Here is a 24,104-nt window from a genome sequence, read left to right as displayed (position 1 = left end):
TCCGACACGCAGCGGCTGGCTCCATAATAAGTGGAGGCGGTTACTGGCTCATCAAAATATCGGGCTCGCACAAAAGGGAAAGCGAGCTTGCGATCTGACACCTGGCTGACGATAAGAGGAAACGCTAATGGCTAATCATCGCGTTCAGTGCATCAATAAAAGTGATCGCCAAAATCCGCATGAAAGAATAATTAATATTGGCGGTATAAATGCCGATGGTAGTAGATGGAAAATAAGCCAGCCGCGTGCTATAGCCGGTATCGAATCTGGGGAATGGAAATTCTGGGTAAATACAGGCGGTGACTCAGTCTGGGTGGTTGTAGCAATTAGCTCACATGGTAATAAGTACTTGAAGACAGAAAATGATGGCGAGCAGCCAAATAACTTACTGAGCCTTCCAGAATGCCCTTAAGTTAATAGCTAGTTATAGGAGGCTGATAGCTCTTTATAATTAACCGATTGAAATGCTAAATTATCGGCCTCCGACTCTCGTCCGCCAGCTAGATGCGGACTGATTGGTACGTCGCTGTAAATGGATTGTTGGGGCAAGAATTAGCGGCATGGTTTAATTCATCGATTTTTAATGCTTTCTATTATTCATGGCTCTATTTCAATCTAAAGAGTAAAAATCAGGGGGGGCGATTATCTGATTTTTAAGTTTAGATAAATATCTAAAATATTGAATTTAAGTGTATTATGTTAGGGAGGTAGAAATGGTTGGGAATAATATAGAAATATCTTTGGATCGATTGCTACTGGACGAAAGTAATTTTCGTATTGACGAAGTGGATCATCAGTTGGCAGCAATTAAAGAAATAATAAAGCAGCAAGATAATGGGGCTAAGATTTTTAACCTGGCTAAACATATATCTGAGAAAGGTCAGCTTGCTCCTGGTGAACGGCTCTTAGAGCACGTTTCAAAACCTGTTCTGCAGTCGATTAAAGCAGATCAGCGAGCATCCGATCAGGGTCAACGCATAGTGGATATCGACTCGGCGCTCATATCTTGTGACCAGCCGCCTGAAGCCGCTCAACCATGAGAAGGTACGCTCGACCACCCAGCGATGGCGCCCGAGCCGTCGGCTGTCTTCCACGCCTCGCCGGGCGATGCGTGGGCGAATGCCACGCCTGCGACACGATCGCCGACAACGACGATGATCATACGCCTTGTCAGCGTGCAGCTTGCGAGGGCGATGACGCGGGCGGCCTCGTCGCCCCTGAACCGGGGAAACATGATCGAGCAGCGCGGCCAGGGGCACACTGTCATTCATGTTGGCACCCGACAGCAGAACCGCCAGAGGCGTGCCCCGACGATCCGTCAGCAGGTGTCGTTTGGTGCCCGGTCGGCCCCGATCCGTTGGGTTGGGGCCGATGGCCGATCCCCCTTTTTGGCTGACAGGGTGGCGCTGTCCATGCAGGCTCGTGACCAGTCGAGGCGATCGGCGTCATGCAGCTGTTGCAGGAGTGCCTGATGCAGGCGCTCCCATACACCGGCCTGCTGCCAATCCCGCAATCGACGCCAGCAGGTCACGCCCGAGCCGCAGCCCATTTCCAGCGGCAGCATGCGCCACGGGATGCCCGAACGCAGTACGAAGATAATGCCGGTCAGGGCGGCGCGGTTGGATATCGGTGGCCTGCCGCCGCGAGCCCCCGTTCTGGGCTCGGGCAACAGGGGTTCAACGATGATCCATAACTCGTCGGAAACAATCTTCGAAGTCATGCTCTCAGGCTATGAGCGAGTAAGCCTCTCTTCAAGGTTTTGAAACGTACTCTTAGTTATTCCTAATGATCAACAAGCTAATGATAATGAAGGCGAGGACGATTTTTATGTAGTAATGGAAGGGAATCGACGGGTCACGGCCCTGATGTTGCTTCGAAGTCCTGAGCTTATAAAATCTAGCTTTCCTAAGCTATATAACAAATTCAATAAGCTGAATCGGCAGAACTTAAAAGGAATTTTCGAAAATGTACCTTGTTCATGGATACCAGACCGAGATACAGCATTAGAGTGGATAGAAATTAAGCATGGGGCCAATCTAAATGGAGTTGGCTTGGAAAAATGGGATTCAGATGCGTCTGCAAGATTTTTAGAACGCAGGGGGTCTTATAGACGTTGGCGCATTGCTCTTAAAAAGCTAGAGGAAGCTGGGTCTGTACATTTTGTAAAAATCAATGCTGGCATACGGAGTAAAACTACAGCAGTTGAAAGGGTGTTGTCAGCGAAAGCAATTAAAGATTCGCTCAAGATGGAGTTCAAAAATAATAAAGGCGCTCTAGACTTCAATGGGATTAGTGAGGGCTTGGGAGTTAAGGTTCTTGAGGAAATAATGCTGGCTATGGCTGCTCCGGAATTTAATACAGCTACGGTCCATAGTTTAAAAGATAGAAATATTTTTATTTATAAGTTCGAGTATCTGTTGGGTGCAAACGACGAAGGAAAAGGTCCTAGAATAGCCGAGGCAGCTAACATTTCTATTGACAATGATAGAGATGCAAGTACATCGGGTTCGAACTTTCCATCGAGTCTAGATGTTACCGTTGAGAGTGACGCGGGCCAAAAGAAGACAAGCCATGATGAAAAAAGCGGCAAAAATATGGTGTCTGAAAGCTCTTCGAATAGCGAGAAGGGTAAAAGGCCATTGAAAGATTCTTTGGATCGAATTTACCTTGCACCAGCGAATAAGGGGCTCACTTATCATATACCTGATCCAGCAATAAACAAGATCTACCACGAAGCTAGAAGATTGAATGTTGAAGGTTATGAACGAGTATCCGGGATTATGACTCGAGTTTTTCTTGAGTTGAGTTGCGATTTTTATTTAGAAGAAAAAAATGTCCCGATGCCGGATCACTTCGAACGTAAAAGAATCACTAAGTGGTCCGATGCCAAGCTAAAAGAAAAGGTGGCAAAAGTTATAGAAGCTCTTGATCCCAAGGGAAGAGATGGTGGTTTAAACCAAGTAAAAAAGGCGCTGGGGTCTGATGATTGGCTCCACTCTATAGGTACATTGCATAGTTTTGTACACGATAGGCTGGGTAACGCCACATCCAAAGAAATCAAAACTATTTGGGATCGCTTTCATCCTTTGTTTAGTAGGATATATAAAGACATGGAAAAATGATAAAAAATAAATTATAATTTGCGGTATTAATTAGCTAGGGTCGACAATGTCTATAAGTTGTTACAGCAGCCCTCTACGTTATCCTGGTGGTAAAGGACGTCTTACGCAATATGTTGCAAATTTGCTTGCTATTAACGAGCTTAGGGATGGTGCGTATGTAGAACCATATGCAGGAGGGGCCGGGCTAGCCTTGTCTTTATTATTTTCTGAATGCGTGCGGACTGCGCATCTCAATGATATTAGCAAACCTATCTATAGTTTTTGGTATTCGATTCTTAACGAAACAGAATCATTTTGCCGTTTGGTTAGGGATGTTCCAGTCACTGTAGAGTCATGGGAAGAGCAAAAGAAAGTTCAAACGTCACAGAACGCGTCATCCCTTGAGCTAGGATTTAGTACTTTTTTTCTTAATAGGGTGAATAGGTCAGGTATTATAAAAGGAGGGTTGATAGGTGGTCGTGCGCAAGCTGGCAAATGGAAAATGGATGCTCGGTTTAATAAGAGTGATCTTATATTGCGCATTGAAAAAATCGCACAGTATCGAAATCGCATCAAATTTTATTCTTCCGACGCGAAGGATTTTTTGATTGATATTAATCAGCGCTTAGGAAGTCAAACATTTATTTATTTGGATCCTCCGTATTATGTGAAAGGGGGAGGTTTATACGAACACAATTATCGGCCAAACGATCATAAGGAAATTGCAGATTATGTTCAGGGCAGTTTGTCTCGACGGTGGATTGTGTCGTATGACAATCACGAAGCTATCAAGGCTTTATACGCCCAGCGCCGTCAGCAAACATTTAGCTTGCATTATTCAGCCAATAATCGATTCGAAGGTACAGAGTTAATGATCTATTGTGATGAACTAGTAATTCCCGATGAGGTCATTCCAAGTCGATCAGTAGTTATTTAAGGATATGCAGCGGCTATTAAACTTTAATGAATGGTATAAATATTGTAATGGAATTTTACAGCCTCCGCGAAAATCGACATTATACGCGGATGGCGAAAGTTCACGTTGTCCGCATGGCGGTCGCTTATCAGGCGAGAATGCTGCGCATAGTCCGAATGACCGGATCGAAGGAGCGCTATGCAGCGTTCAGTCATCTGATCGAGGTCTGGTTTGTCCGTAAGCGGTTTCTGTTCTCATGTGGTGATAAGGTGATTGGCTTCATGGCATACTGAAAGGCATATTTCATAAGGTTTTCAGATTTTTAATTTCTATAAAACAAGGTATTACGGCAATTTTATAGTCCTGCTTCGGGCGACGATCCGGCCACGCTACTACTATGTGTGCCGCGAACGAATGACTATCTACCTTCGATAACCGCCTACAGGGAAACGACATGGAGTGGGATTTCCTGCTGGTGTTCCTGCCAGCCTGCTTCGCGCTGAACATGGCATTCGGCCCCAACAATCTGCTGGCGACGACGAACGCGGCTCGTGTCGGGCCGCTGAAGGCGATCATCGCTTCGTCGGGGCGGATCGCTGCATTCACTCCCATGATTGCCATCGCGGGCGTCGGGCTGGGCACGTTGCTGACGACTTCCATGTGGTTTTTCATCGTCGTGAAGTGGGCGGGGGCGCTGTACCTGGCATGGCTCGGGCTCAAGCTGCTGATGAGCAAGCCGCAGTCGGCGATCATCGAAGGCGGGCAGCCCCAGTCGATGCGTTCGCTGATCCGTCAGGAATTTCTGGTGGCGGCCGGCAATCCCAAGGCGATCCTGATCTTTACTGCGTTCCTGCCGCAGTTCGTGGTTCCTGAACACTACGCCTTGAGCTTCACCATCACGGGCGCGCTGTTTCTGGTCATGGAAGTCGTGGCGATCGCGATCTATGCCGTGCTGGGCAGCAAGATCGGCCGTTATCTGCGCAATGGCAAGGCGATGCAGTGGTTCAACCGCGTCAGTGGTGCGCTGATGGTCGTCTTCAGCATCGGCTTGCTGGCGATGAAGCGGCCAGCTGGCTGAAATCGCCTCCTGCGGCCTTCTCGATGCCCGGCCATGGCGGGCGAACGGCGCCCGTATGGCGCTTGTGGTTCAGCGTCGCGCCCCGGCTCCGGGCTTATTCGGGCTTAGGCGTAGGCTGCGATAGCATCTTTTTGGTTTTCGATGAACATAGCTGTTGACTAACACCGGACGAGAGCGCAGACTGGCGATCAGTTGGTTAGCAAGTCGCATATTGTCAGTTGCACTCGAATCATTCGGTAGCCTGGTTATATCCCCTTGTTTTACCCACTATCTCGGGTAGCACCCGGCAATCGTAATTACGCGCTAAGCGCATAAGGAATTCGGAACATGGCAACTGGCACAGTTAAGTGGTTCAACGACACTAAAGGCTTTGGCTTCATTTCTCCGGCAGACGGTGGCGACGACCTGTTCGCACACTTCTCCGAGATCCAGGCTGACGGCTTCAAGTCTCTGCAGGACGGTCAGGAAGTTTCTTTCGACGTCACTCAGGGCAAGAAAGGTCTTCAGGCTGCTAACATCAAGCCGCTCTAAGACTTCCGGTAGATCCTTCGCCCTAGGGCGATAGAGCTTCCAACACCAAGGCCCGCTAACGCGGGCCTTGGTGTTTTCGTGTGCGTGAAATGTGGCATTCACATGAAGCGAGCCAGCCGATCACTCGGCTGGCTCGTTGTCGTTGGGGAAGGCTCGGCTCAGCTCTGGCGGCGCGTTGCGATGCTGCCGAACCGGCGCTTGAACTGCGCGGCGCGGCCTTCGGTGCCGACTTCGCGCTGCTTGCCGGTATAGAACGGGTGAGAGGCAGAGGAGATATCGAGGTGAACGAGAGGGTAGGTGTTGCCATCTTCCCACTCGATGGTTTCCGTCGATGTCATGGTCGAGCCAATCTTGAAGTATTGATTGACGCTGGTGTCGTGGAAGATGACCTGGCGATAATCAGGATGGATACCGGCTTTCATGGAATTCTCCTTTCGATCGATTTGGTAATGTTATTACATAACATCCGTTAGAGCAAATTGGCGCTTTCACTAGTAGGCGCGGTCGGGCGCGTTTGTGCGAAACGGGGCGTGATCCGCTATCATCGCGTCTCCTCCCAGCAGCCAGACAGCCATCGTTCATGCATAACCTCTACATTCCCGTCATTGCGATTCTGGCAGCTTTTGCCATTATCTTCGGTGGTCAGGCCATCTCGGATAGCTACGTCGACGATGACATCAAGTCATTGATTTCAAAGCAACTTGGCGTCGACAGCGAGATCGAGTTGCAGGCAATGAAAGAGGTTCAGAAGGGCTACGGCGTGTGCGGCCTTTATCAGATCGCCGATCAGGACCAACCCTTCGCGCCTTTCTACTATAGCAAGGTCAACGAGCGCGTGACGCTGGACGCCGAATCCGAGCGGTATCGGCGTCACTGCGGTGACTGAGGAAGGATTTTCAAATCTGCTGGAATCGGTCGATGCGTTCGCGAATCGCGTTCTCGGGGCCGATGAGATTCTGAAGATCGGCTTCGGTCAGCCCGATGTCCTGGTGGCCTCGAGCAATCGAGGTGTAGTTTTCCCCTTCGCGAATGGCTTCTTCGACCAGTAGCGACAGTTCCTTGCGATCATGCAGCGAGGCCGGATCGTAGCCCTGGCGCGAACGCTGGAACTGGTTGGCCTGTTCTCGACGACAGCGCTGCAGCAGACTCTCGGTGATGAATGGTGTGCTTTTCATGAACCGTACCCCCTCGGCGGCGAAATTCCTCCTGAGAGTAGAACCGATTCGAAGAGCGTCACCATTGCCATTTTGGTGTAGATGCGATGCCGTCTTGCGGGCGGCAACGGCAGTGCCATGGCTTTTCCCGGCGGTGAAAGAGAAGGGCTGGCGGGTCGATTTTAGCGTTAACGAATTTGCGGTCTTCGACCAAGGTCGGTAGGGTTTCGCCCTTCATGCCTAACGAACCGATCTGAATATGACCCCCGATAACAACATGCCGACGCCGCGTGGCCGGTTTGGCGATCCCGTCGTGCTGGTGCTGACCATCGGTTTCATCGTCGCCTTCGTGCTGCTTTCAGCCATTTCGCCGGGTGCCGTGACCGATGCCATCGGAGCGGGCTTCACCTGGACAGCGAGTACCTTCGGCAGCTTTTTCCAGTTGCTGCTGCTGTTGACGTTCTTCATTGCCATCGGCGTGGCGCTCTCGCCTGCCGGCCGGGCGCGAGTTGGCGGTACGGATCGCCCCGAGATGAGCACGTTCAAGTGGATCTCGATCATTCTGTGTACGCTGCTGGCCGGTGGCGGCGTGTTCTTTGCGGCGGGCGAGCCGGTCTACCACTTCGTGGTCACGCCGCCTGCCTTCGATAGCGAGCCCAACTCCGCGGCTGCCGTACCCCATGCCCTGGCGCAGTCGTTCATGCACTGGGGCTTTTTGGCCTGGGCCGTGCTCGGCACGCTGCCGGCCATCGTGCTGGCACACCAGCATTATCATCGCGGCCTGCCGCTGCAGCCGCGCACGCTGCTGGCGCCGGTTCTTGGCGAGCGTCGTGTTCGCGGCATGCTGGGCAGCGTGGTCGATGCGGTCTGCGTCATCGCGCTGGTGGCGGGCACGGTCGGGCCGATCGGCTTTCTCGCGACCCAGGTGAGCTTCGGCTTTCACGAGCTCTTCGGCCTGGCGGACGGCTACGGCACCCAACTGATCATCATGGCCGTGCTGGGCGCCGTCTACGTGACCTCGGCGGTCACGGGCATCGATCGCGGCATCCAGATCCTCAGCCGCTTCAACGTGATTCTGGCGATGGCTATCGCCGCGGTCATCCTGCTGTTCGGGCCGACCCAGTTTCTGGTCGATGCCTGGTTCCAGGGATTCGGCTCCTATCTGGGCTCGTTCTTCGAGATGGCGTCGATGACCGCCCAGACCGCGCCGGGCTGGTGGATGAAGTGGTGGACGGTGTTCTTCTTTGCCTGGTTCATCGGTTATGCGCCGCTGATGGCGATCTTCGTGGCGCGGATCTCCAAGGGCCGCACCATTCGCGAGATGATCGTCGCGGTGGCGATCCTCGCGCCGCTGGCGACCACGGTGTGGTTCACGCTGCTCGGGGGGTCGGGCATCTTCTATCAGCTTCAGGGCCTCATCGATCTCAGCGAGCCGCTGCAGAATTTCCGTTTCGATGTCGCCACGCTGACGGTGGCCCAGGCGCTGCCGGGTGGGGTGTTCATGGCGCTGGCGATCCTGCTGCTGACCACGATCTTCGTGGCGACCACGGGCGATTCGATGAGCTATGCCATTTCCGTGGTGTGCGCGGGGCACGATGAGCCCAAGCCGGCATTGCGCGCCTTCTGGGGCGTGGCGATGGCGTTGATGGCGGCGATCCTGCTGAAGATGGGCGCCGGCCAGATCAGCGTGCTCCAGCAGTTCATCGTCATCTCGGCGATTCCCGTTTCCCTGGTGCTGCTGCCGACCCTGTGGCACGGGCCGAAATCCGCCTACGCGATGGCGCGGGAGCAGGGCCTGCTGGGCGATACGGTGAGCGCCGTTCGGGGCTGACCGCGGCCCCGGTTCGATCGATGCATCGCCCCCGGCAGTCCGTTTGCCGGGGGCGTTTCTCGTTTGCGTGAAAGCGTCTTCGCCGCCGAAGATCGATCGATTCGATTTGCCGCCGCACTCGTGTATCTGTAGTGTGGCGCGCTTCATGCCTAAAGAACCCTCCCTTTGATATGACCTCTGACACCAACGTGCCATCGACGCAGGGTGGCCGTTTTGGCGATCCTGTCGTACTTGTTCTGACCATCGGTTTCATCCTGATATTTCTGTCGGCATCGGCGATCGCCCCCGAGACCGTTGCTCAGGTGATCGATGTCGCCTTTACCTGGTCCGCGAAAACCTTCGGCAGTCTTATCCAGCTTCTGATGTTGCTGACGTTTTTCATCGCCATCGGCGTGGCGATCTCTCCGGCCGGGCGGGCGCGGATCGGCTCTCTGGACCGGCCCGACATGAGCACCTTCCGGTGGGTGTCGATCATCCTGTGCACGCTGCTGGCGGGCGGCGGCGTGTTCTTTGCCGCGGGCGAGCCGATCTATCATTTCGTGGTCACGCCGCCGGCGTTCGATTCCCAGCCCGGCACCGCCGATGCCGTGCCGGATGCGCTGGCGCAGGCGTTCTTTCACTGGGGCTTCACCGGCTGGGCGATTCTCGGCACGCTGCCGGTGGCGATCCTGTCGCATCAGCACTACCAGCGCGGCATGCCGCTGCAGCCGAGAACCCTGCTGGCGCCGATGCTGGGCGACCGGCTGGCGCGCGGCGTTCTGGGGGGCGTGGTCGATGCGATCTGCGCCATCGCCGTGACCGCCGGCACGGTGGGGCCGCTGGGCTTTCTGGCGACCCAGGTCAGCTTCGGCCTGCACGATCTGTTCGGCTTTCCGGGCGGCTACGAGGTTCAACTGGCCATCCTGGCCGGGCTGGGGGCGATCTACGTGACCTCTGCGGTGACCGGGATCGATCGCGGCATTCAGTTCCTGAGCCGCCTGAACGTGATTCTGGCCATGGTGATCGGTGCGGCCATCCTGCTGTTCGGCCCGACGCAGTTCCTGGTCGACAGCTGGTTCCAGGGGTTCGGCACCTATCTCGGCAGTTTCTTCGAGATGTCGGCGATGACCACGGTGACGGCGTCGCCGGACTGGATGAAGTGGTGGACGGTGTTCTTCTTCGCCTGGTTCATCGGCTTCGCGCCGCCCATGGCGATCTTCGTCACGCGGATCTCGCGAGGCCGCACGATCCGCGAGATGATCATCGCCACCGCCGTGCTGGCGCCGATCGTCACCACGGTCTGGTTCACCCTGCTGGGCGGCTCGGGCATCTTCTACGAGCTCCAGGGCGCGATCGATCTCAGCCAGCCGCTGCAGAACTTCGAGTTCGACGTGGCGACCCTGACGGTGGCCCAGGCGCTGCCGGGCGGCGCGTGGATGGCGCTGGCGATCCTGGTGCTGACGACGATCTTCGTCGCCACGACCGGGGATTCGATGAGCTACGCCGTCTCCGTGGTGTGTGCCGGTAACGACAATCCGGGCTCCGCGCTGCGGGCGTTCTGGGGCATCGTCTTCGCGCTGATGGCGGCGATTCTGCTGGGGATGGGCGAAGGGCAGGTCAGCGTGCTGCAGCAGTTCGTGGTGATCCCCGCCGTGCCGGTGGCGTTGGTGCTGATACCGACTCTGTGGCACGGGCCAAAGGCGGCCTACGCGATGGCGAGAGCGCAGGGCGTGCTGGACGACTCACGCAGCGCGCCGGCACCGCACTGACGCCGTCTCCAATGCCGGAAAAGACGACGCCCCCGACGGAGAGCCTCCGTCGGGGGCGTTGCGGTCTACTCGGCCGCCATTGGCTCGGCGGCTGGCCTTATACGATCACGCGGTTCAGGCCGTGACCGTCTCGGCGGTCGATGACGTCTCGGTCAGGCGGCGCTGGCTGCCGTTGATCGGGATCTGCCGCGGGCGCTGCTCTTCGGGCACGACGCGGAGCAGATCGACGATCAGCAGGCCGTTCTCGAGCCGGGCGCCCTGGACCTCGATATTCTCGTCGAGCCGGAACGACAGCTTGAAGGCGCGCTGGGCGATGCCCTGATGCAGATACTGCACCTTGTCGTCCTCCTGGCGCTCGCCCTTGCCGGCGGTGATCGTCAGCACGCGCTTCTCGACGTTGACATCGAGCTCCTGCTCGGCGAAGCCCGCCGTGGCCACGGCGATACGGTAGTCGTTCTCGCCATGTTTCTCGACGTTGTACGGCGGGTAGCTGGGCACGTCGTTCTGCATCGCGGACTCGAACAGATCGTTGAGACGGTCGAAGCCCACGGAGCGACGGAACAGCGGAGAGAGTGACAGTGTGTTCATGGTACTAACCTCCTGATTGACAGCGAAGTCCGGAAATACGTCATTACATGTACGCCTTGCGCTTTCTCCCGCTCGGCGGGGTATGGCGGTATTCCCGTGGTCTACGCAGACCCGCTTGGCGGCATCTGCCGTCGAGGGGAGTGGCGCATCGACGATGCCGTCCTGAGTTGCCCGCTCGACATTATGTTAAATAGGGCCGTCGAATCCGTTTTCAAGCGGTCGATGCAAAAATTCGTGAAAGCGAATCCGCCAAAAAACCGATAAGGCCCGAAACCGGCGTGGTTGCCGGCCTCGAGCGCTATATGGAGATGCCGGAGCGGGTTTCAAGCGTCCGCTGTCGGTGGGAGATCGGCTCGAATCAGCCGAACAGCTGCCCGGCGATGCGCAGCCCGGCGACCCAGGTCGCGATGGCCGAGCCGAGGCTCGAGAGCAGGAAGACCAGCAGCGTGCGGGCGACCCGGTTGCGCCACCAGCCGCGCCAGTGGCTGACATCGCTGCGTAGCCGCGAGAAGTCGCCGACGGTGGGGCGGCGCAGGTAGAGCTCGACCCCGGCGGTCACGAAGCCGACGCCGATCGTCGGGTTGAGCGAGGTCAGCGGCGCGCCGACGAAGGCTGCGGCGATCGTCAGCGGGTGGCCCAGCGCGATCAGCGCGCCCAGGGCGGAGAAGCTGCCGTTGATCAATACCCATTCGCCCACCAGCGACCAGCCGAGGGAGGTATCGCGGCTGAAGCCGATGGCGAAGCCGGTCAGCACCAGCGCGACGATCACCCAGGGAATCGCTTTCCACCAGCGCGAACGGGGCGCGGTCGACTCCAGGTTGGCACGTTCCTGGATCACGGCATCCAGCGCCGGCGGCTGGCGATTCAGGGTCTCGAGGTGATCCTTCATGCCCTTGAGATGGCCGGCGCCGATCACCACCAGCACGCGCTTCGATTCGCCGTCGGGCAGTTCCTCGATCAACTTGAGCGCCATGTAGCGGTCGCGCTCGGTAATCAAGGGTTCGTAGAGCGTCTGGGACTGTTCGGCGAACTCGGCGAAGGTGGATTCGAGCACGTCGCCCTGCTTGAGTTTCTCGATCTCCTCGCTGGAGACCTTCTGCCGCGACAGCACGCTGCCCAGCAGTCCGGAGATCAGGCTGAAGCGCTTGTACCAGGGCACGTTCTGGTAGATGCGCTTGAGGGTGACGCCGATCTCGCGGTCGATCAGGTAGAGCGGCAGCCCCGCCCGCTGGGTCTCCTTGACCGCCGTGCGCATTTCCGCGCCGGGTTCGATCCCGGACTGTTCGGCCACGCGCTGCTGGAAGGCGCCCAGCGCGAGGCTGGCGGCGACCATGCCCGCCTTGCCCTGCTTGAGTACCTGGAACAGATCGAGCTTGGCCATGGCGTTGGGCTGGACCAGGCTCTGGTGGCGGGAGGTGCAGAGTTCGATCGCGACGGCGTCGAATTCGCCGGAGCGAATCAGTTCGCGAACCTCGTCGGCGCTGGCCTGGGAAACGTGGGCGGTGCCCAGAAGCGTCAGGTGGTGATCGGCGAGCTCGGCGGTCTCGCGAGGTCCGGCGGCGGTGTCAGGCATCTAGGGGCGTTCCAAGACTGAAAGGACTGAAGGATAGTCGTCCCATATTGCACGTCACGCCGCCAATTCCAAGCCGTGGGCACGGAAAACCCATCGCGGACACCGAAAACGGCTCGGTGATGGCGGCGCTGGCCCGGTTGCCGGTCAATCGCTCCCGGCGAGGCGTGCCCGGGCGCGGGGCGAACGGCAGGCCGCGGCGGTAAACAGCACGTCGGTGGAGGAGTTGAGCGCGGTCTCGGTGGAGTCCTGAATCACGCTGATGACGAAGCCGATCGCGACGACCTGCATGGCGACGTCCGCCGAGATGCCGAACAGGCTGGCGGCCATCGGGATCAGCAGCAGGGAGCCGCCGGCCACGCCGGAAACGCCGCACGCCGCCAGTGCCGAGACGATGCACAGCAGGAACGCCGTGGCGAAGTCCACGCCGATGCCCAGGGTGTTGGCGGCAGCCAGCGTCATCACCGTGATGGTGATTGCCGCGCCGGACATGTTGATCGTGGCGCCCAGCGGGATCGAGACGGAGTAGGTGTCCGGGTGCAGGTCGAGCCGTTCGCACAGCGCCATGTTGACCGGAATGTTCGCCGCGCTGCTGCGGGTGAAAAACGCGGTGATGGCACTGCCGCGCAGGCAGGCGAAGACCAGCGGATAGGGGTTGCGGCGCGTGTAGAGGAACACGATCAGGGGGTTGGTCACCAGCGCCACGAAGACCATGCAGCCGAGCAGCACTGCCAGCAGTTGGGCGTAATCCGCCAGGGCGCTCATGCCGGTCGAGGCGAAGGTGTTGGCGACCAGCCCGAAGATGCCCAGCGGGGCGAGGCGAATCACCCAGCGCACCAGCCCGGAGACCGCATCCGACACGTCGGCCAGCGCCCGGCGCGTGGTGTCGCTGGCGTTACGCAGCAGCAGCCCGAGCCCTACCGCCCAGGCCAGGATGCCGATGAAATTGGCCTCGATCAGCGCATGGACCGGATTGTCCACCGCGCTCATGGCCAGGTTGCGCAGGATCTCGGCAATGCCGGTCGGCGGCGTGCCATCGGCTCTGGGAGCGTCGATGATCAGCGAGGTCGGAAAGAGAAAACTCGCCGTCACGGCGACCAGTGCGGCAACCAGCGTGCCGATCAGATAGAGCATCAACACCCCGCGCACCTGGGTCGGCTGGCCGCGCTGATGGCTGGCGATGGCCGCCATTACCAGCACGAACACCAGAATCGGCGCGACCGCCTTGAGCGCGCCGATGAAGAGATCGCCCAGAATGGCGAACGACGCGGCGGTCGACGGCGCCAGCGAGGCCAGGATCAGGCCCGCCACGATGCCGATCAGGATCTGGGGAATGAGCCCGATGCGAGGCAGGCGCGAGGAAGCGGTTCGGGTGTCGGAACTGGCGGACATGACTCTCTCTTATGACTCTTGCTTGAGGATACCGAGATGGATGGCAGCGTAGCCACGAAGGGCGGCATTCTATCATCGCTGCCGGCGCGAAACTCGCCGGAAACCCTGCCCGGCGCGCGATCCCTGGTGGCATCGACCAGCGCGGCAGCGGATTGGTGGTAAAAAAACGATGGATTTCGGGGAAACGATGGATTCGAGAAGCGGGGAAATGGATTCGAGAAGAGGGGAGTGAGCGCCGGCCGCTCAGCGACGCCAGAAGGCCGGCGTGAACAGTACCAGAATGGTGAAGATCTCGAGGCGTCCCAGCATCATCGCCAGCACCAGGATCCATTTGGCGGCACTGGGGATGTCGCCGTAATCGGTCGAGACATCACCGAGCCCCGGGCCCAGGTTGTTGAGTGCCGAGCCGATCGCCGACCACGCCGTCACCTGATCGAGCCCGGTGGCGAGCAGGGCCAGCAGCATCACCACGAACAGCATCATGTAGACAGAGAAGAATCCCCACACGGCTTCGGCGACCCCCTCGGAAATGCGCATCTTGCCGACCTTGACGGCGAACACGGCGTTGGGGTGGATCAGGCGGTGAATCTCGCGAATACCCTGTTTCAGGATCAGCAGGATACGAATCACCTTCATGCCACCGCCCGCGGACCCCGAACAGGCGCCGACGAAAGCCGCCATGAACAGCAAGATCGGCAACACGCCGGGCCACAGCGTGAAGTCGGCCACGCTGAAGCCCGAGGTGGTCGCCACCGAGACCGCCTCGAACAGCCCGTGGCGGATGCCGGTGGCATCGTGATAGGTGCCGGTGGCGAACAACGTGACGACGGTGATGGCGATCAGCAGGCCCAGGAAGGTCACGAAGAAGCGAAATTCCGGATCGCGGATGTACTGCAGCAGGCGCCGCTCGCGCCACACCGCGAAGTGCAGGCCGAAGCTGACCGAGGAGACGATCATGAAGAATACGCAGATCATCTCGATGGTGGTGCTGTCGAAGTGGCCGATGCTGGCATCGTAGGTGGAGAACCCGCCGACGGCCACGGTGGCGAAGCTGTGGCCGATGGCATCGAACCAGTTCATGCCGGCCGCCCAGTAGGCCAGCGCGCACCCCACGGTCAGGATCACGTAGATGTACCACAGCGCCTTGGCCGTCTCGGTGATTCGCGGCGTCAGCTTGGAGTCCTTCAGCGGGCCGGGGATCTCGGTCCGGTAGAGCTGCATGCCGCCGATGCCCAGCGTCGGCAGAATCGCCACCGCGAGCACGACGATCCCCATCCCGCCCAGCCACTGGAGCTGCTGGCGGTAGAAGCGAATCGACGCCGGCAGGTGATCGATGCCGCTGAGAACGGTTGCCCCGGTCGTGGTGAGCCCGGAAAACGACTCGAACACCGCATCGGTGAACGACATCGACGGCGCTTCGGAGACCATGAAAGGAATCGTCCCGAACAGTCCGAGAACGCTCCAGAACAGCACCGTGATGAGGAAACCGTCGCGGGTGCGCAGCTCGCGCTTGGCCTTCCGGTTGGGCCAGTAGAGCAGCGCGCCGGTGACGATCGAGATTGCCATGCCGGCGCCGAAGGCGTGCCAGTTGCCATCGTGAAAGATCCGGGCAATGACCATGGGCGGTACCATGGTCAGGCTGAACAGCATCAGCAGCAGACCGACGATGCGAAGAATGACCAGCAGGCTCACGGAAACTCGCTCCCTACCGGCCAACGCGGGCGGGCTGTGCCGAAGGTGTCGAACATCAGAAAAAGGTCAGGCCGACTTGGAATAGCCGCTCGACATCGCGAATGCGGCGCTTGTCGATCACGAACAGGATCAGGTGGTCGCCGGTCTCGATCATGACGTCGTCATGAGCGATCAGGACCTCCTTGCCCCGTACGATGGCGCCGATACTGGTCCCGCTGGGCAGGTCGACTTCGCCGATGGTGCGGCCGACCACGCGAGAGGAGCGCTTGTCACCGTGGGCGATGGCTTCGATCGCCTCCGCCGCGCCGCGACGCAGCGAATGCACGTTGACGATATCGCCTCGGCGCACGTGGGTGAGCAGGCTGCCGATGGTGGTCTGCTGCGGCGAGATGGCGATATCGATCTCGCCGCCCTGGACCAGATCCACGTAGGCGGCATTGTTGATCAGCGTCAGCACCTTCTTCGCACCGAGGCGTTTGGCCAGCATCGACGACATGATGTTGACCTCGTCGTCGTTGGTCAGCGCGCAGTAGATGTCGCAATCCTCGATGTTCTCCTCGAGCATCAGCCGCTTGCTGGTGGCGCTGCCATGCAGGACCACGGTGCGGTCGAGCTTTTCGGAGAGGGTGCCGCAGCGGCCGAGATCATGCTCGATGATCTTGACCTGATGCTTGTGTTCCAGCGTTTCCGCCAGGCGCTCGCCGATGTTGCCGCCCCCGGCGATCAGCACGCGACGGAAGTCGCGGTCGACCTTGCGCAGCTCGCCCATCACGGTGCGGATATCGCGCCGCGCGGCGATGAAGAAGACCTCGTCGTCCGCTTCGATGACGGTGTCGCCGGTGGGAATGATCGGCCGGTCGCGGCGGTAGATCGCCGCCACGCGGGTATCGATGTCAGGCATGTGGCGCCGCAGAAAGCCGAGCTCCTGCCCCACCAGCGGGCCGCCGTAGTAGGCCTTGACCGCCACCAGCTGGGCCAGGCCGCCGGCGAAGTCGAGCACCTGCAGCGCGCCGGGGTATTCGATCAGACGGCGGATATGGTCTGTCACCACCTGCTCCGGGCTGATCAGCACGTCCACCGGAATGGCGTCGTTGGAGAACAGGCTCTTGCGCGTCAGGTAGGCCGTCGAGCGCACGCGGCCGATCTTGGTCGGCGTGCGGAACAGCGTATGCGCGACCTGGCAGGCGACCATGTTAATCTCGTCGGAACTGGTCACCGCGATCAGCATGTCGGCGTCTTCGCCGCCGGCCTGACGCAGAATGTTGGGGTAGGACGCGGTACCGATCACCGTCCGGATGTCGAGACGGTTCTGCAATTCGCGCAGCCGCTCCTCGTTGATATCCACGACCGTGATGTCGTTCTCTTCATTGGCCAGATGTTCGGCCAACGTGCCGCCGACCTGACCGGCACCCAGAATAATAATTTTCATGCCAAACCATCACGGAAATACGGCGTACCGCCTGCCAGTTTACCCGGCGCCGGAAAACCGGGGCGAAACCCGCCGGGCGCCGAAATCAGCGCGTAGCATAACGAGGTGGACGACCGAATGACAGGGCCGCGGGCGACATCTCGCCGGCGGCCCCGAGTCGTATCCAGTGCAGCGTCATTCAATCCAGCGTGACGCCGACCTTGATGGTCACCTGCCAGTGGGAAAGCTTGTTGTCTTCCAGGTGGCCGCGGGTTTCGGTGACCTCGAACCAGCGCATGCCGTGCAGGGTCTTGCTGGCCTTGGTCAGCGCATTCTGGACGGCATCCTCGATGCTGGTGGTCGAGGAACCGGTGAGTTCGATCTGCTTGTAGACGTGGTCGCTCATGGTAAAGCTCCTTGGTTGAAAGCGTCGGCCGTTGCCGACGACTGAAAGCCCCTGGACTCCCTGGGGCCTGGAAAGAGGTACGATTCAGGCGCGCCGTTGGCTCAGGCATCGACGATGGCGATGCCCAGCGACGAAAGACGCTGGCGGGTATCGTCGTCCGTCTCGAACGTGACCGGCCGCGTCAGCGGCCAGAGGAAATGGGTGTTGAAACCGGCGGCGACGGCGTCTTCGGCAGTCCACAGTACGCAGACATCCCGCGCCAGCCCGCAGACGTAGACATCGGTGACGCGGCGATCGCGCAGCCAGCCCGCGAGCCCAGTGGCAGGGCGATGGCCGTCGGGGCCGATGTTGTTGCGAAAGGCGCTGTAGGAATCGATGCCGGGATCGGTGCCCTTGCGAATGATCGCGTCGCAGGCGGACCAGTCGATCGCCGGATGCAGCGCCGCGCCCTCGGTGCGCTGGATGCAGTGATCGGGCCATAGCGTCTGGGCGTGGCCATAGAGCTCGATCGACTCGAATGGCTGATGGGGCGGATGCCGGGAGGCGAACGAGACGTGCCCCGGCGGATGCCAGTCCTGCGTCGCCACGACATGGGCGAAGGCATGTTGCGCCAGCAGCCACTCGAGCCCCAGCAGGATCTCGTCACCCTTGGCACAGGCCAGCGCACCGCCCGGCATGAAGTCCGGCTGGACATCGACGACGATCAGGGCGCTATGCGGGGCGACGCCGCCGACGGCGAGTCCGGCGGGCTGGGTCTCGGGGCTGGCAGGGTTATCGAGAACGTCGTTGTCAGGCACGGCTGGCGCTTCCTGCGTGGCGAATTCTCTCTCAGTATCGAAGGCTGGCGGGAATGTCGCAAGCCGGCCCGGCATCGGGCTGTCCGGACCGCACACCGGGACGTTGCGTAGCCCCCGGTATGGCTGGTCATCCGCCTGGCCCGCCCAGCGGAACGACCGGGGTGCGAGGTGGGGCGGTACCGCTGCGAACAAACGATGCCGCAGCGAGAGAACGACTCAAGCGAGAGAACGGCTCAGGCGCGCTTGCGCAGGCGGGCGTAGAAGAAGCCGTCGTGGCCGGCAGGTGTCGGCAGCAGTTGCCGGCCGTGGCCCGCCGCTTGGCCCCAGTCGAGATCGTCGGGCATGTCGGCGACGGCATCCGGCGTGCGCGAGAGAAACGCCTCGATCTGGGCGCTGTTTTCCGCCGGCAGCACCGAACAGGTGGCGTAGAGCAGGGTGCCGCCCGGCGCGAGCCTGGGCCACAATGCGTCGAGCAGGCGTGCCTGCAGCGCGGCCAGTTCGGCGACGTCGCTGTGGCGGCGGGCGAGCTTGATGTCCGGGTGACGCCGGATGACCCCGGTACCGGAGCAGGGCGCGTCGAGCAGAATGGCATCGAACGGCTGGCCGTCCCACCAGCGTTCGTCGGCGGCCGGGTCGCTGGCGTCGGCCGCCTGGAGCGTGGCTTCCAGCCCGAGGCGCTGGAGAGTCGACGAGACACGCTGCAGGCGCGTCGGATCGACGTCCAGCGCGGTGAGGTCCGCCTCGAAACGCTCGAGCAGATGCGCCGTCTTGCCGCCGGGGGCGGCGCAGGCGTCGAGGACCCGCTGGCGATCCTTGTCCGCCAGCGCCGGCGTCAGCAGGTCGGCGCAGAGCTGGGCGGACTCGTCCTGAACGCTGACGTCACCCTCGGCGAAGCCGGGCAGCTGGGTCACGTCGCAGGGCGTTTCCAGTTGAATGCCGTCCTCGGCGAAGCGGCAGGGCGCGGCGTCGAGCCCCGCCGTTTCGAGACGCTGCAGATACGCCTCGCGGGAAGCGTGGCGGCGATTGACGCGCAGGGTCATCGGTCCGGCTTCGTTGTTGGCCTCGCAGATCGCCCGCCAGGCGTCCGGCCAGGCATCGCGGAATTCGAGCAGCAGCCAGTTTGGGTGCCACAGCGCCACCGGCGCATCCCGATCGACCTTGGCCTGCAACGCCACCGATTCGCGCTGGAACCGACGAAGGCAGCCGTTGAGCACGCGAGTCGCCCACGGCTTGCCGAGGGCGCGGGCGGCGCCGGCCGTTTCGCTGACGGCGGCATGGGGCGGCACGCGCATGTACAGGATCTGGTACAGGCCGATGAGCAGCAGTGCCTGGATGTCGGTATCGCGCTGTTTCATCGGCTGGCGCAGCAGTTGGCTGGCGAGCGCTTCCAGGCGCGGATGCGCGCGGCAGACACCGAAGCAGAGCGCCTTGACGAAGCCACGGTCGCGCTCCTTGATCGCGCTGGAGGCCAGCTCGGCGTCCAGGCTCGACAGCGAGCCCTTGCCGTTCAGGACCGGCACCAGCCGTTGCGCGGCAAAGGCGCGGGTATCGCCAGGATTCATTGGTCGGTTTCCTTGGAGGGCTGGTCGGCGGCGCGGCCGAGGCGCTGGTCGGAACTTCGGCCGAAACATTGGCCAGGGCCGAGACGGGGATGGTTGGCATTGAGCAGGTCGCGCGCCGCGAGCGGTTTGCCGCCGGGCAGTTGCAGCTTCGTCACCCGCAGGACCTCGCGGCCACTCTCGCCACAGGCGATCCGCAGGGCGTCCGCGGCGGGTTCGAGCAGCGTGCCTGGCTCGCGATTTTTGTCACCGGTTTCGGCTTCCGCCATCGCGAACCACAGCCGCAGCGGCTCGCCGTCGAGGCGCGTCCAGGCCACCGGCCAGGGGTTGAAGGCGCGAATGCGACGTGACAGCACCGCCGCCGGCTGGCGGAAATCCAGCTCCGCTTCCGGCTTGGAGAGCTTGCTGGCATAGGTGACGCCGTCCTGCGGTTGCGGCGTGGCGGTCAGGCCTTGTGCGGCCAGCGCGTCGAGGCCCTCGACCAGGGTTTCGCCGCCCAGCGCGGCGAGGCGATCATGCAGGTCGCCGCCGGTGGTGGTGTCGTCGATCGGGGTGCGCTTGATCAGCAGCATGTCGCCGGTATCGAGACCGGCATCCATCTGCATCAGGGTGATGCCGCTTTCGCTGTCGCCCGCCTCGATGGCGCGCTGGATCGGCGCCGCGCCGCGCCAGCGCGGCAGCAGCGAGGCGTGCACGTTGAGGCAGCCCAGCCGGGGAGTGTCGAGCACCGCCTGCGGCAGCAGCAGGCCGTAGGCGACGACGATCATGATGTCGGCCTCGAATTCGGCCAGCCGTCGCTGGGCCGCTTCGTCCTTGAGGCTGAGCGGCTGTTCCACCGGCAGTTCGTGCTCGAGCGCCAGGCGCTTGACCGGGCCGGGCGTGAGCTTGCGGCCACGGCCGGCGGGGCGGTCCGGCTGCGTGTAGACCCCGACGACCTGATGGCGGGAGGCGAGCAGGGCCTTGAGGCTCTCGGCCGCGAAATCCGGCGTGCCGGCAAAGACGATACGCAGCGGCTGCCCTTCAACACGGTGACTCATTCGATACGTTCCTGACGAGTGAATGCCTGAGGATGAGTGATGCCTGCAGTGGATAAACCCTGAAGAGCAATGACGAAAGGCCGGCGTCGCGAGGACGGCCGGCCTTCGAAAGCCTGAAGATGACGCGACGGGCGATCAGGCGTCCTGCTTCTGGCGCTTCTGCATCTTCTTGAGAACCCGGTCGCGCTTCAGCGGCGACAGGTAGTCGACGAACAGCACGCCCTCGAGATGATCGCACTCGTGCTGGATGCAGTGGGCCAGCAGGCCGTCGGCATCCAGCTCGTAGGCGTTGCCGTCGCGATCGGTCGCCTTGAGATGGACGCGCAGTGCCCGCGGTACCTCGGCGTAGTAGTCGGGGATCGACAGGCAGCCTTCCTGCAGCGGCTCGCGTTCGTCGTCCAGCGGCTCGTAGGTCGGGTTGATCAAGACCAGCGGGTTGTTGCGATCGTCGCTGACATCCATGACGATCACGCGCTGGTGGACATCGATCTGCGTGGCGGCCAGGCCGATACCGGAAGCGTCGTACATGGTTTCCAGCATGTCGTCGACCAGCGTGCGGATCTCGTCGTCGACCTGGGTGACCGGCGCTGCCTTGGTGCGAAGGCGCGGATCGGGATATTGGAGAATGGTTCTGATGGCCATATTCGTTTGCGTGCCTATCGGCATGAGTGACGTGATCTGCCTATTGTAGAGCGCCAGCGCCGACGGGGAAACCGCTGTGCCGAGGCCATGCCGTGATCCATGGACGGGGCTGGCCCTCAAGTCCGTCCTGCCGGCGCCGATCTATAGTGGAAGATGTCGATGACCCACCCTTGGGGATGATAACTGCAATGATCAGTCTGGATGGTTGGCGAGCGTGCCGCTCCCGTTGTCGCGCCGTGGCGGGACGGCTGCTGCTGGTTGGTGGCCTGGGTCTGCTGGCCGCTTCGCCGACCCCGGTGTGGGCGCTGTCGGCTCAGGAGCCGTTGTCGCTGAAAGCGGATGCGCCGGCCAGCTACACGGTTCGCGAGGGGGATACGCTGTGGAGCATCGCGGCGCGCTTTCTCGATTCGCCGTGGCAGTGGCAGGCGCTATGGCAGCGCAACCCGCAGGTGGCCTCGCCACGGCAGCTTTATCCGGGAGACGTGATCCGGCTGGTGGCGACCGATGGCGCGCCGCATCTTGCCCTGGAGCGCGGGCGTGGCGAGACGGTTCGGCTCTCTCCCAGCGTACGCCGCGCCCCGGCCCGGGAGGCGGTGCCCAGCCTGCCGCTGGATCGCATCCGGGTCTTCCTCGAGTCCTATCAGATCGTCGACCCCGGCGTGCTGGCCGATGCGCCAACGGTGGTCGCTGGCCAGGCCCAGCGATTGTTGAGCGGCGCTGGCGATACGCTCTATGCCCATGGCCGGTTGCCGGCGACGGGCACCACGTTGGGCATCTATCGGCCGGGCAGCGATTACCGTGCGCCCATGTCGTCCGAGTCGGAAGGGCAGGGCTCGGAGACGAGGTCGCTGGGGCTGGAGCTGCATCGCCTCGGCCATGCGCGGGTGCGGCGGAACGTCGATGGTGTCGGCGAGCTGAAGGTGCTGGATGCGGTACAGGAGATTCGCAATGGCGACTATCTGCTGGCGCTGGACGAAGGCGGCATCGCGACGCAGTTCCAGCCGAGGGCGCCTGAAACACCGATCGTGGCAACCATTCTTTCCGTGCCGGACGGTGTGCGCTTCATCGGCCGCCATGATGTCGTGGCGATCGATCGCGGCCGTGCCGACGGGCTCGAGACGGGCCATGTGCTGCAGGTGATGCGTCAGGGCGAGCGCGTGCGCGACGATGTGCGCGACGAGTGGGTGACACTGCCGGATACCGAAGCCGGCGCCGTGATGGTGTTCCGGGTCTTCGAGCATCTCAGTTACGCCCTGGTGATGCGCGCCTCGCAGGCGCTGGCGGTGGGCGATCGACTCGTGGTGCCGAGCGATCTCCGAGAAGTCGTAGCCAGCGGAGGCGCGCCGTGATCGGCACCGCGCCGATCGGGGCGTCGTGGATCGGGGCGTCGTGGATGGAAGCCGTCTGGCGAACGGTCGGTCACGCCGTGGATGAGGGGCGGTCATGAGCCCGGAGCTGCGTGACTGGCTGGCACTGGATGCCCTGCCGGGGCTGGGGCCGGCCAGACTGGCACCGCTGCTGCGCCGCTGGCGCGAGGGCGACGATCTGCCCTGGCCCCAGGGATGGCTGGCGGCGCTACCGTCGAATCTGGCCCAGCCGCTGCGCCTGTGGCTGGATCATCCCGCGCGCAGCCCGCTTGCGCCTGCGATCGACGCTGCGCTCGAGTGGGAACGGGCCGATGCCCGCCATCATCTTCTCCACCCCGGACATCCGGCATGGCCCGACCTGCTGACCCAGCTGCCGGACCCGCCGACCGTGCTGTGGGCCAAGGGCGATCTCGAGGTGCTGAATCGCCCTGCCATGGCGGTCGTCGGCACCCGGCGACCCACGCGGGAAGGCCAGGACAACGCCGTGCGTTTCGCCCGGGATCTCGTCGCGAAAGGATTCTGCATCGCCAGCGGCATGGCCCTGGGCATCGATGGCGCCGCCCAGCGAGCGGCGTTGCAGGCCGGCGGCGCCACCATCGGCGTGCTTGGCTGTGGCGTGGACGTGATCTACCCGCCGCGCCATGCTTCGCTGTATCGGGAGCTGCTGGCGGGGCAGGGCTTGCTGCTGTCCGAACATCCGCCCACGACCCGAGCCCATCCCCGCTTTTTCCCGCGGCGCAATCGTCTGATCACGGGGCTATCTCAGGGCGTGCTGGTGGTGGAAGCCGCGGAGAAGAGCGGTTCCCTGGTCAGCGCGCGCCTGGCGCTGGAGCAGGACCGGGAGGTCTTCGCGATACCGGGATCGATTCACAACCCGCAATCGACGGGCTGTCTGCGCTTGATCCGCCAAGGCGAGGCGGCGCTGGTTCGCCATGTCGACGACATTCTCGACGATCTTGCCGCCTGGCAGGTGCCGGCGTCCGGCGTTTTCCCGACAGCGCATACCGAGTCGAGCCAATTCTCGCCGTCATCGCCACGGATCGCGACGAACCCGCCATCGCCTGTCGTCGCGCCTGCCGCCCCCGACTCGCCCTTGCTGGCAGCGCTCAGCGACGCGCCGACGCCGGTGGATCTGCTGGTCGATCTGACCGGGCAGTCGGTGGCCGACATACAGCTGGGGCTGCTCGAACTCGAGCTCGACGGCTGGGCGGCCCAGATCACCGGCGGTTGGGTCAGGAGAGGGGGCTGACGCCCCGCGTCATCGCTACCGGGATCGGGCCGCCACGC

The 24,104-nt window shown here is 61.4% G+C and carries 24 protein-coding genes; 11 read left to right on the top strand and 13 right to left on the bottom strand.

The genetic code is table 11. The features are described 5' to 3' along the window. Nucleotides 1-127: 127 nt before the first annotated feature. The gene (locus R5R73_RS13845; protein WP_322527816.1) at nucleotides 128-412 is read left to right on the top strand and encodes a DUF3892 domain-containing protein; all 285 of its coding nucleotides are present in this window, start codon (nucleotides 128-130) and stop codon (nucleotides 410-412) included. A 505-nt stretch (nucleotides 413-917) separates the two neighbouring features. On the opposite strand, the gene R5R73_RS13840 is transcribed toward R5R73_RS13845, so the two are convergent. Beyond that, nucleotides 918-1,720 (bottom strand): IS5 family transposase gene (locus tag R5R73_RS13840; protein ID WP_139284296.1). Its coding sequence is split into 2 segments (ribosomal slippage): nucleotides 918-1,390 and nucleotides 1,390-1,720, totalling 804 coding nucleotides; the frame shifts between segments, so codons are not numbered across the junction. Between the two features lie 145 nt (nucleotides 1,721-1,865). Between R5R73_RS13840 and R5R73_RS13835 the strand changes: the two genes are divergently transcribed. The 4 genes from R5R73_RS13835 (at nucleotide 1,866) to R5R73_RS13820 (ending at nucleotide 5,626) form a co-directional block, all read left to right on the top strand. Next, the gene (locus R5R73_RS13835; RefSeq protein WP_322527815.1) at nucleotides 1,866-3,122 is read left to right on the top strand and encodes a hypothetical protein; all 1,257 of its coding nucleotides are present in this window, start codon (nucleotides 1,866-1,868) and stop codon (nucleotides 3,120-3,122) included. 46 nt (nucleotides 3,123-3,168) lie between these two features. Continuing rightward, nucleotides 3,169-4,038 carry a DNA adenine methylase gene (locus R5R73_RS13830; protein WP_322527814.1) on the top strand — a complete coding sequence of 290 codons (870 nt, stop codon included), beginning with the start codon at nucleotides 3,169-3,171 and terminating at the stop codon, nucleotides 4,036-4,038. Nucleotides 4,039-4,471: 433 nt separating this feature from the next. Then, nucleotides 4,472-5,095, top strand: coding sequence for a LysE family translocator (locus R5R73_RS13825; protein WP_322527813.1), 624 nt, complete (start codon nucleotides 4,472-4,474; stop codon nucleotides 5,093-5,095). A gap of 327 nt (nucleotides 5,096-5,422) precedes the next feature. Then, nucleotides 5,423-5,626, top strand: coding sequence for a cold-shock protein (locus R5R73_RS13820; RefSeq protein ID WP_071229947.1), 204 nt, complete (start codon nucleotides 5,423-5,425; stop codon nucleotides 5,624-5,626). Between the two features lie 158 nt (nucleotides 5,627-5,784). Here the strand turns inward: R5R73_RS13820 and R5R73_RS13815 are convergent, their stop codons facing one another. Next, nucleotides 5,785-6,048 carry a type B 50S ribosomal protein L31 gene (locus R5R73_RS13815; RefSeq protein WP_276232970.1) on the bottom strand — a complete coding sequence of 88 codons (264 nt, stop codon included), beginning with the start codon at nucleotides 6,046-6,048 and terminating at the stop codon, nucleotides 5,785-5,787. 158 nt (nucleotides 6,049-6,206) lie between these two features. On the opposite strand from R5R73_RS13815, the gene R5R73_RS13810 reads away from it, so the two are divergent. Further along, nucleotides 6,207-6,512: a hypothetical protein gene (locus R5R73_RS13810; RefSeq protein WP_322527812.1), complete on the top strand. Its 306-nt coding sequence runs from the start codon at nucleotides 6,207-6,209 to the stop codon at nucleotides 6,510-6,512. A 10-nt stretch (nucleotides 6,513-6,522) separates the two neighbouring features. Here the strand turns inward: R5R73_RS13810 and R5R73_RS13805 are convergent, their stop codons facing one another. After that, nucleotides 6,523-6,801, bottom strand: a complete 279-nt coding sequence (locus tag R5R73_RS13805; protein ID WP_322527811.1) for a hypothetical protein — start codon at nucleotides 6,799-6,801, stop codon at nucleotides 6,523-6,525. A gap of 238 nt (nucleotides 6,802-7,039) precedes the next feature. Between R5R73_RS13805 and R5R73_RS13800 the strand changes: the two genes are divergently transcribed. Beyond that, nucleotides 7,040-8,611, top strand: a complete 1,572-nt coding sequence (locus R5R73_RS13800) for a BCCT family transporter (RefSeq protein ID WP_322527810.1) — start codon at nucleotides 7,040-7,042, stop codon at nucleotides 8,609-8,611. Between the two features lie 170 nt (nucleotides 8,612-8,781). Then, a complete protein-coding gene (locus R5R73_RS13795; protein ID WP_110630569.1) occupies nucleotides 8,782-10,359 on the top strand; it encodes a BCCT family transporter in 1,578 nt (525 codons plus the stop codon). 114 nt (nucleotides 10,360-10,473) lie between these two features. Here the strand turns inward: R5R73_RS13795 and R5R73_RS13790 are convergent, their stop codons facing one another. From R5R73_RS13790 to sstT, 3 genes are all read right to left on the bottom strand, one after another. Continuing rightward, a complete protein-coding gene (locus tag R5R73_RS13790; RefSeq protein WP_071229941.1) occupies nucleotides 10,474-10,947 on the bottom strand; it encodes an Hsp20 family protein in 474 nt (157 codons plus the stop codon). A gap of 358 nt (nucleotides 10,948-11,305) precedes the next feature. After that, on the bottom strand, nucleotides 11,306-12,520 hold the full coding sequence (locus tag R5R73_RS13785; RefSeq protein WP_322527809.1) for a TraB/GumN family protein: 1,215 nt from the start codon (nucleotides 12,518-12,520) through the stop codon (nucleotides 11,306-11,308). 144 nt (nucleotides 12,521-12,664) lie between these two features. Continuing rightward, nucleotides 12,665-13,909: a serine/threonine transporter SstT gene (gene sstT / locus R5R73_RS13780; RefSeq protein ID WP_071229938.1), complete on the bottom strand. Its 1,245-nt coding sequence runs from the start codon at nucleotides 13,907-13,909 to the stop codon at nucleotides 12,665-12,667. Between the two features lie 36 nt (nucleotides 13,910-13,945). Between sstT and R5R73_RS13775 the strand changes: the two genes are divergently transcribed. Next, complete coding sequence (locus R5R73_RS13775; protein WP_282097184.1) at nucleotides 13,946-14,071, top strand: hypothetical protein; 126 nt, start codon at nucleotides 13,946-13,948, stop codon at nucleotides 14,069-14,071. A gap of 81 nt (nucleotides 14,072-14,152) precedes the next feature. On the opposite strand, the gene R5R73_RS13770 is transcribed toward R5R73_RS13775, so the two are convergent. The 7 genes from R5R73_RS13770 to def form a co-directional block, all read right to left on the bottom strand. After that, on the bottom strand, nucleotides 14,153-15,601 hold the full coding sequence (locus R5R73_RS13770) for a TrkH family potassium uptake protein (RefSeq protein ID WP_322527808.1): 1,449 nt from the start codon (nucleotides 15,599-15,601) through the stop codon (nucleotides 14,153-14,155). A gap of 55 nt (nucleotides 15,602-15,656) precedes the next feature. Continuing rightward, a complete protein-coding gene (gene trkA / locus R5R73_RS13765; protein ID WP_071229936.1) occupies nucleotides 15,657-17,030 on the bottom strand; it encodes a Trk system potassium transporter TrkA in 1,374 nt (457 codons plus the stop codon). A gap of 178 nt (nucleotides 17,031-17,208) precedes the next feature. Continuing rightward, nucleotides 17,209-17,415, bottom strand: a complete 207-nt coding sequence (locus tag R5R73_RS13760; protein ID WP_071229935.1) for a dodecin — start codon at nucleotides 17,413-17,415, stop codon at nucleotides 17,209-17,211. A 101-nt stretch (nucleotides 17,416-17,516) separates the two neighbouring features. Then, complete coding sequence (gene pncA / locus R5R73_RS13755; RefSeq protein WP_244179761.1) at nucleotides 17,517-18,212, bottom strand: bifunctional nicotinamidase/pyrazinamidase; 696 nt, start codon at nucleotides 18,210-18,212, stop codon at nucleotides 17,517-17,519. A 233-nt stretch (nucleotides 18,213-18,445) separates the two neighbouring features. Continuing rightward, nucleotides 18,446-19,774, bottom strand: coding sequence for a 16S rRNA (cytosine(967)-C(5))-methyltransferase RsmB (rsmB, locus tag R5R73_RS13750; protein ID WP_322527807.1), 1,329 nt, complete (start codon nucleotides 19,772-19,774; stop codon nucleotides 18,446-18,448). Beyond that, on the bottom strand, nucleotides 19,771-20,808 hold the full coding sequence (gene fmt / locus R5R73_RS13745) for a methionyl-tRNA formyltransferase (protein WP_322527806.1): 1,038 nt from the start codon (nucleotides 20,806-20,808) through the stop codon (nucleotides 19,771-19,773). The genes rsmB and fmt overlap by 4 nt, the downstream gene beginning before the upstream one ends. Before the next feature lie 135 nt (nucleotides 20,809-20,943). Then, a complete protein-coding gene (gene def / locus R5R73_RS13740; RefSeq protein ID WP_322527805.1) occupies nucleotides 20,944-21,450 on the bottom strand; it encodes a peptide deformylase in 507 nt (168 codons plus the stop codon). A gap of 188 nt (nucleotides 21,451-21,638) precedes the next feature. On the opposite strand from def, the gene R5R73_RS13735 reads away from it, so the two are divergent. Both R5R73_RS13735 and dprA read left to right on the top strand, forming a co-directional pair. Further along, on the top strand, nucleotides 21,639-22,799 hold the full coding sequence (locus R5R73_RS13735; RefSeq protein WP_322527804.1) for a LysM domain-containing protein: 1,161 nt from the start codon (nucleotides 21,639-21,641) through the stop codon (nucleotides 22,797-22,799). 94 nt (nucleotides 22,800-22,893) lie between these two features. Then, nucleotides 22,894-24,066, top strand: a complete 1,173-nt coding sequence (dprA, locus tag R5R73_RS13730; RefSeq protein ID WP_322527803.1) for a DNA-processing protein DprA — start codon at nucleotides 22,894-22,896, stop codon at nucleotides 24,064-24,066. The last annotated feature ends 38 nt before the right edge of the window (nucleotides 24,067-24,104 follow it).

Source organism: Salinicola sp. LHM (assembly GCF_034479735.1).
Taxonomy (GTDB): Bacteria; Pseudomonadota; Gammaproteobacteria; order Pseudomonadales; family Halomonadaceae; genus Salinicola; species Salinicola salarius.
This window is presented reverse-complemented; position numbering and strand designations above follow the sequence as displayed.

Coding starts and splice junctions, on each gene's coding strand:
- R5R73_RS13825 (WP_322527813.1), top strand. CDS start 4,472: ATGGAGTGGGATTTCCTGCTGGTGTTCCTGCCAGCCTGCTTCGCGCTG.
- R5R73_RS13820 (WP_071229947.1), top strand. CDS start 5,423: ATGGCAACTGGCACAGTTAAGTGGTTCAACGACACTAAAGGCTTTGGC.
- R5R73_RS13760 (WP_071229935.1), bottom strand. CDS start 17,415: ATGAGCGACCACGTCTACAAGCAGATCGAACTCACCGGTTCCTCGACC.
- R5R73_RS13830 (WP_322527814.1), top strand. CDS start 3,169: ATGTCTATAAGTTGTTACAGCAGCCCTCTACGTTATCCTGGTGGTAAA.
- R5R73_RS13845 (WP_322527816.1), top strand. CDS start 128: ATGGCTAATCATCGCGTTCAGTGCATCAATAAAAGTGATCGCCAAAAT.
- fmt (WP_322527806.1), bottom strand. CDS start 20,808: ATGAGTCACCGTGTTGAAGGGCAGCCGCTGCGTATCGTCTTTGCCGGC.
- R5R73_RS13835 (WP_322527815.1), top strand. CDS start 1,866: ATGTTGCTTCGAAGTCCTGAGCTTATAAAATCTAGCTTTCCTAAGCTA.
- def (WP_322527805.1), bottom strand. CDS start 21,450: ATGGCCATCAGAACCATTCTCCAATATCCCGATCCGCGCCTTCGCACC.
- R5R73_RS13790 (WP_071229941.1), bottom strand. CDS start 10,947: ATGAACACACTGTCACTCTCTCCGCTGTTCCGTCGCTCCGTGGGCTTC.
- R5R73_RS13795 (WP_110630569.1), top strand. CDS start 8,782: ATGACCTCTGACACCAACGTGCCATCGACGCAGGGTGGCCGTTTTGGC.
- R5R73_RS13800 (WP_322527810.1), top strand. CDS start 7,040: ATGACCCCCGATAACAACATGCCGACGCCGCGTGGCCGGTTTGGCGAT.
- trkA (WP_071229936.1), bottom strand. CDS start 17,030: ATGAAAATTATTATTCTGGGTGCCGGTCAGGTCGGCGGCACGTTGGCC.
- R5R73_RS13775 (WP_282097184.1), top strand. CDS start 13,946: ATGGATGGCAGCGTAGCCACGAAGGGCGGCATTCTATCATCGCTGCCG.
- R5R73_RS13735 (WP_322527804.1), top strand. CDS start 21,639: ATGATCAGTCTGGATGGTTGGCGAGCGTGCCGCTCCCGTTGTCGCGCC.
- rsmB (WP_322527807.1), bottom strand. CDS start 19,774: ATGAATCCTGGCGATACCCGCGCCTTTGCCGCGCAACGGCTGGTGCCG.
- sstT (WP_071229938.1), bottom strand. CDS start 13,909: ATGTCCGCCAGTTCCGACACCCGAACCGCTTCCTCGCGCCTGCCTCGC.
- R5R73_RS13810 (WP_322527812.1), top strand. CDS start 6,207: ATGCATAACCTCTACATTCCCGTCATTGCGATTCTGGCAGCTTTTGCC.
- R5R73_RS13805 (WP_322527811.1), bottom strand. CDS start 6,801: ATGAAAAGCACACCATTCATCACCGAGAGTCTGCTGCAGCGCTGTCGT.
- R5R73_RS13815 (WP_276232970.1), bottom strand. CDS start 6,048: ATGAAAGCCGGTATCCATCCTGATTATCGCCAGGTCATCTTCCACGAC.
- dprA (WP_322527803.1), top strand. CDS start 22,894: ATGAGCCCGGAGCTGCGTGACTGGCTGGCACTGGATGCCCTGCCGGGG.
- R5R73_RS13785 (WP_322527809.1), bottom strand. CDS start 12,520: ATGCCTGACACCGCCGCCGGACCTCGCGAGACCGCCGAGCTCGCCGAT.